The organism is Halorubrum tibetense, assembly GCF_042661865.1.
Taxonomy (GTDB): domain Archaea; phylum Halobacteriota; class Halobacteria; order Halobacteriales; family Haloferacaceae; genus Halorubrum; species Halorubrum tibetense.
In genome coordinates this window covers 1-4,492 of the sequence record NZ_JBHSWW010000208.1, presented here as the reverse complement: position 1 = coordinate 4,492, position 4,492 = coordinate 1, and the positions used below count along the sequence as shown (strand labels likewise).

Here is a 4,492-nt window from a genome sequence, read left to right as displayed (position 1 = left end):
GAGGGAGGCGGCGCTAACGGGGACACAGCGGGGTCCGCGGACACGTCGACGCCGACCGACGAGCCCGGGGGGCTGGGCCTCTCGGGGGTCGCCGGACTCGTGCTCCTGCTCGTCGTCGTGACCGTGGCGGTTCCAGTCGTCCGGCGGATCGGCGGGTCGTGACGCTTAGCCCCGTCAGGTTATCGGATATGGTACTTTGGGCCGTAGGGATTTACCCCGGCATCGCCGAGTCTCGTCCGTGACGACCGTCTCGACCCGAACGGGTACTGGTCGGGAGCGGGCCTCGCTCCGATCGGCCCTGTTCGCACACGCACGAGCGTCCGATCTGGTGCCGTTAGCCGCGGTGCCCGTCCTCCTCCTCGCGGTGTTTACCCTCCCGGAGGCGACCCGTCGCTCGCTCGCGTTCGCCTACACGGAGCCGACGCTTCTCACGGCGTTCACCGCACATTACGTTCATCTCCGAGTCGAACACCTCGCCGGGAACCTCGTCGCCTACGTGCTGCTCGCAGGGATCGGCTACCTGTTGGCGACGGCCGGCCGACAGCGTCGGCTCTTCTTCACCGCCTTCGCGACGTTCTGTCTCGTCCTCCCGGTCGCGCTCTCCGCGCTCAACCTCGCGGTTCCGCGAAACGCGGTCGGGTTCGGCTTCTCCGGCGTCAACATGGCCTTCGCCGGACTACTGCCGCTGCTGCTCGCCGCCTTCGCCCGCGAGCACCTCCCGACGAGCCGGGCCGACCCGGACTCGACCGTCGTCGCGTCGCTGTCCGACTCCGTCCCGGTACGCCTCCTCCCGCCGGTGTTCCTCGTATCGGTCGGGTGGATGGGCGCCCTGGCGATCCCGACCGGCTTAGACGTCGCGGGGACCGCTGGCCCCGCCGTCGCCCTGGTCGGAGGAGGGTGGCTGCTCTGGACGATCACGTCGGTGGCACCCGGCGGTCTCCGGTCGCTCGCGGGGGTGCCGCGTCGGCTCATCGGCACGCCCGGGTACGGCGACCTGTTCGTGGTGGGTGTCGTCCTCGCGGTCGCGTATCCGGTCGCCGGGTTCCCGGCGGACCCGACCGGAGACGGCCGCGTCCTCAACCTGTACGTCCATCTGCTCGGGTACGCGCTCGCCTTTATCGGCCCGTACGTCCTCGTCGCTTTCGGGGCGTTCGACGATCCGGAGGCGGAGTCACGTGACGTCGCCGGATCGCGCGATGCGGCGTAGCCGTCTCGTGGCGACGCGCCGTCCCGTCCGCCCACAGCAGCCCGGTCTGCTCACAACGGTCCCGCCCGCCGCGCGACACCGACTCCACACCGGTGCCGTGATCCGCGAGCTTATTACGCGTCGTGATGACTCTCCTGCAGAGAGCGATTGATTACTGGTTGACACATGTCTCCTCGACGCGCCCTCTCGGTGTTCGCCCAGGCGGCGGTCGTCGTGATCGTCGTCTCGCTCGTCGTCGGGCAGTACCTCGGACAGCCCGTCCTCCTGAGCTTCGTCGAAACCGGGAGCATGGTACCCACGCTCGACCCCGGCGACGGGTTCATCGCGATCCCGGCACCGCTGGCGGGCGGCATCGGCACCGGTGACGTCGTGACGTTCGACGCCCAAGAGATCGAGGGCGGCGGCCTGACGACCCACCGCGTCGTCGAGGAAACCGAGCGGGGGTACGTTACGCAGGGGGACGCCAACCCGTTCACCGACCAGGACGGCGGCGAGCCGATCGTCCAGGACGCGGACATCGTCGCCAAGGCGTTCACGGTCGGCGGGTCGGTCGTCGTGATACCCCACCTCGGAACCGTGGCGATGGCGTTCCAGTCGACCTTGGAGAGCGTCCAGACCTGGCTGGCGGTGACGTTCGGAACCCGCTCGTTCCAGGGGACACAGGGGCTCGCGTACATCCTGTTCGGCCTCTCGATCGTCGCGTACGCGGCCGACTGGTACCTCACGAGTGGAACCCGGGACCGGCCCGACCGCGACCGGTCGCGTGACGACGGCACGTCGGTGGTGTTCGTCCTCGGCGTCCTCGCGCTCGTATTGATGGCCACGGCGACCGCCGCGATGGTTGTCCCCGCCGGAACCCAAGAGTACGGCGTCGTCAGCGCGGACTTCGAGTCCGACAACCCGACCGTGATCGAGCGTGGAGCCAGCGAGGAGCTGGAGTACGTCGTCCCGAACGCCGGACTCGTCCCGGTTCAGGCGTACGTCACGCCCGCCAGCCCCGGGGTCGACGTCAACCCGGAACGCGTCGCCCTCGGCGGGCGCGACGAGGCGTCGACCACGGTGACGCTCACCGCGCCCGACGAGACGGGCTACTACCGCCTGTTCGTCGAGGAACACCGATACCTCGCGGTGTTACCTCCGACAGTCATCGACGAGCTCTACGAGGTTCACCCGTGGACGCCGCTGGTGGCGATCAACGGCCTCCTCGGCGGCGGGATCATCCTCGCGGGACTGCTGTTGTTGCGCGGCGAGCCGGCGCGAATACGGAGCCGCACGTCCCGCCGGAAGACCCCCTTCTATCGACGACTGCTACGCGAACTCTACAGGTGACCACATGAGCACACAGTCAGACCCCGACGAAACACGGATCCGCCTCCGAGCAGTCCTAGACGCACAGTTCACGCTACTTCTCGTCGGCTGTCTCGTCCTCGCCGCGGCGGGCGGCTTCCTCGTGTACGGCACCTACGTCGACCCCGGCACTGAGGAGGAGACCAGGACCGTCTCGTCGTGGACCGTCGACAGCGAATACGTCCACGCCGCCGAGGTGACGGCGGAGAACCCGGTCTTCGAGGTGGGTTCGACGCTCGAGAACCGCGAGACGTACTTCAGCCGGATCGCACCCCAACTCGACGTCGCGGCGGAGGCATCCTACACCGCCGAGCAGTCGGAAAACGTCCGGATCGACGTGGAATCCGAGCTCGTGATCCGGAACGTCGGCGACGGCGTCGAGTACTGGGAGGAGCGCGAGACGCTCGCGGAGACGACCGTCGAGGACGTCGAACCCGGCGAGACGGTCGGGGCCGAGTTCACGCTAGACAGCGCCGCGATCGACCAACAGGCGTCCGATATCGAGGAGGAGCTGGGTGCCTCACCCGGACAGACGGAGACGGAGGTCGTCACCACGGTCGAGCTTGAGGGGACGCTCAACGGCGAGGCGGCCACCTACACGCGGTCGATGGAGTTCGGGATCGATCACGGCGGCGACACGTACACGGTCAGCGATCCGGGTCCCCAGTCGGACACGACCCCCCAGGAAGTGACCGAGACCGTCGAACGGACGTACGGCCCGCTACGATCGATCGGCGCGCCACTCCTGCTCGTGATCGGCGTCGTCGCCGGCGCGGGGCTCTCGTACGCCCGGTACGAGGGACGCCTGGCGGTGAGCGACGCCGAGCGAGCGTACCTCTCGTACCGCGACGACCGCTCGGAGTTCGACGAGTGGATCACGCGGATCCGACTCCCGCCGGCGGCCCACGACCGACCTGTCGCGTACGCCGACAGCCTCCGGGACCTCGTCGACTTCGCCATCGACAACGACACCGGCGTCGTGGAGGACCCCGACACCGGCGCGTTCCACGCCGTGACCGGCGAGTTCGTCTACACGTATCGACGACCCGACCCGCCGGTCCATCGATCCACCGAGGAGGACCCCGCCGGTCCCGACGCGGACGCCGCCGAGGACGGGGTCGGCGTCGACGCCGACCCGCTCGACGACGGAGAAGGGTCGACGGTCGACACGGCGGACATCGGCACGTCAGTCGCCGATAAGAACGTAGGGGCCGACGACGAGGGCGATGACGGCGAGCGGTCCGACGAGGAGGCGAACGGCGATGGAGGCCCGGATCCGTTCGCGATGGGTCCTACCGAGACGGCCGAGCGCGACACGGACGGCGACGACAGCACGGACAGTCCCGAGACGAACGGTTGATAAACGGAGACCGCGGACGGCCGGTGGCTGGCGAGGATCAGGCGACCGGTTCGTAGCCGGCCTCCTCGACGGCGGCCGCGAGCGCGTCGTGGTCGGCGTCCCCTTCGACCGTCGCGGTTCCCGCCTCGTGGTCGGCGGTCGCCGTCTCCACGCCCGGCACCGCCGAGAGCGCTTCCACGACGTTCTCCTCACAGCCGCCACACGCCATTCCCTCGATCTCGATGGTCGTCATAGATCGGATATCGGTCGCCACGGATAACTCGGTTTCCCCTCCGGCAGGACGCTTTTTGTCGCGGCGCGACGAGGTCCGACCATGCGCACGCTCGACGAGACGGACCGGGAGATCCTGCGGCTCCTGTTGGCGGACGCCAGACGGCCGTTTAGCGACATCGCCGAACGGGTCGACCTCTCCGCGCCGGCGGTGTCGGACCGCGTCGACCGGCTTCGCGAGGCGGGCGTCATCGAGGGGTTCACGCTGCGTGTCGACGCGGACGGGCTCTCAACCGGGGTGGAAGCGCTCGTCACGCTGGATGTCGCGCCCGCCGACGCCGAGAGCGCGTACGAGGCGATGGCGGGCC

The 4,492-nt window shown here is 69.1% G+C and carries 5 protein-coding genes; 4 read left to right on the top strand and 1 reads right to left on the bottom strand.

Annotation, left to right across the window (positions count from 1 at the left end):
- The first annotated feature begins 238 nt into the window (after positions 1–238).
- The 3 genes from ACFQEU_RS11965 (at position 239) to ACFQEU_RS11955 (ending at position 3,914) form a co-directional block, all read left to right on the top strand.
- Positions 239–1,207: a hypothetical protein gene (locus tag ACFQEU_RS11965; RefSeq protein WP_379782425.1), complete on the top strand. Its 969-nt coding sequence runs from the start codon at positions 239–241 to the stop codon at positions 1,205–1,207.
- A 165-nt stretch (positions 1,208–1,372) separates the two neighbouring features.
- A complete protein-coding gene (locus ACFQEU_RS11960) occupies positions 1,373–2,536 on the top strand; it encodes a S26 family signal peptidase (RefSeq protein ID WP_379782423.1) in 1,164 nt (387 codons plus the stop codon).
- A gap of 4 nt (positions 2,537–2,540) precedes the next feature.
- Positions 2,541–3,914, top strand: a complete 1,374-nt coding sequence (locus ACFQEU_RS11955) for a DUF5305 domain-containing protein (protein ID WP_379782421.1) — start codon at positions 2,541–2,543, stop codon at positions 3,912–3,914.
- A 37-nt stretch (positions 3,915–3,951) separates the two neighbouring features.
- Here the strand turns inward: ACFQEU_RS11955 and ACFQEU_RS11950 are convergent, their stop codons facing one another.
- Positions 3,952–4,146, bottom strand: a complete 195-nt coding sequence (locus ACFQEU_RS11950) for a heavy-metal-associated domain-containing protein (protein WP_379782419.1) — start codon at positions 4,144–4,146, stop codon at positions 3,952–3,954.
- Positions 4,147–4,227: 81 nt separating this feature from the next.
- On the opposite strand from ACFQEU_RS11950, the gene ACFQEU_RS11945 reads away from it, so the two are divergent.
- On the top strand, positions 4,228–4,492 hold a 265-nt coding region (locus ACFQEU_RS11945), incomplete at its 3' end, for an Lrp/AsnC family transcriptional regulator (protein ID WP_379782417.1).

Coding starts and splice junctions, on each gene's coding strand:
- ACFQEU_RS11960 (WP_379782423.1), top strand. CDS start 1,373: ATGTCTCCTCGACGCGCCCTCTCGGTGTTCGCCCAGGCGGCGGTCGTC.
- ACFQEU_RS11955 (WP_379782421.1), top strand. CDS start 2,541: ATGAGCACACAGTCAGACCCCGACGAAACACGGATCCGCCTCCGAGCA.
- ACFQEU_RS11950 (WP_379782419.1), bottom strand. CDS start 4,146: ATGACGACCATCGAGATCGAGGGAATGGCGTGTGGCGGCTGTGAGGAG.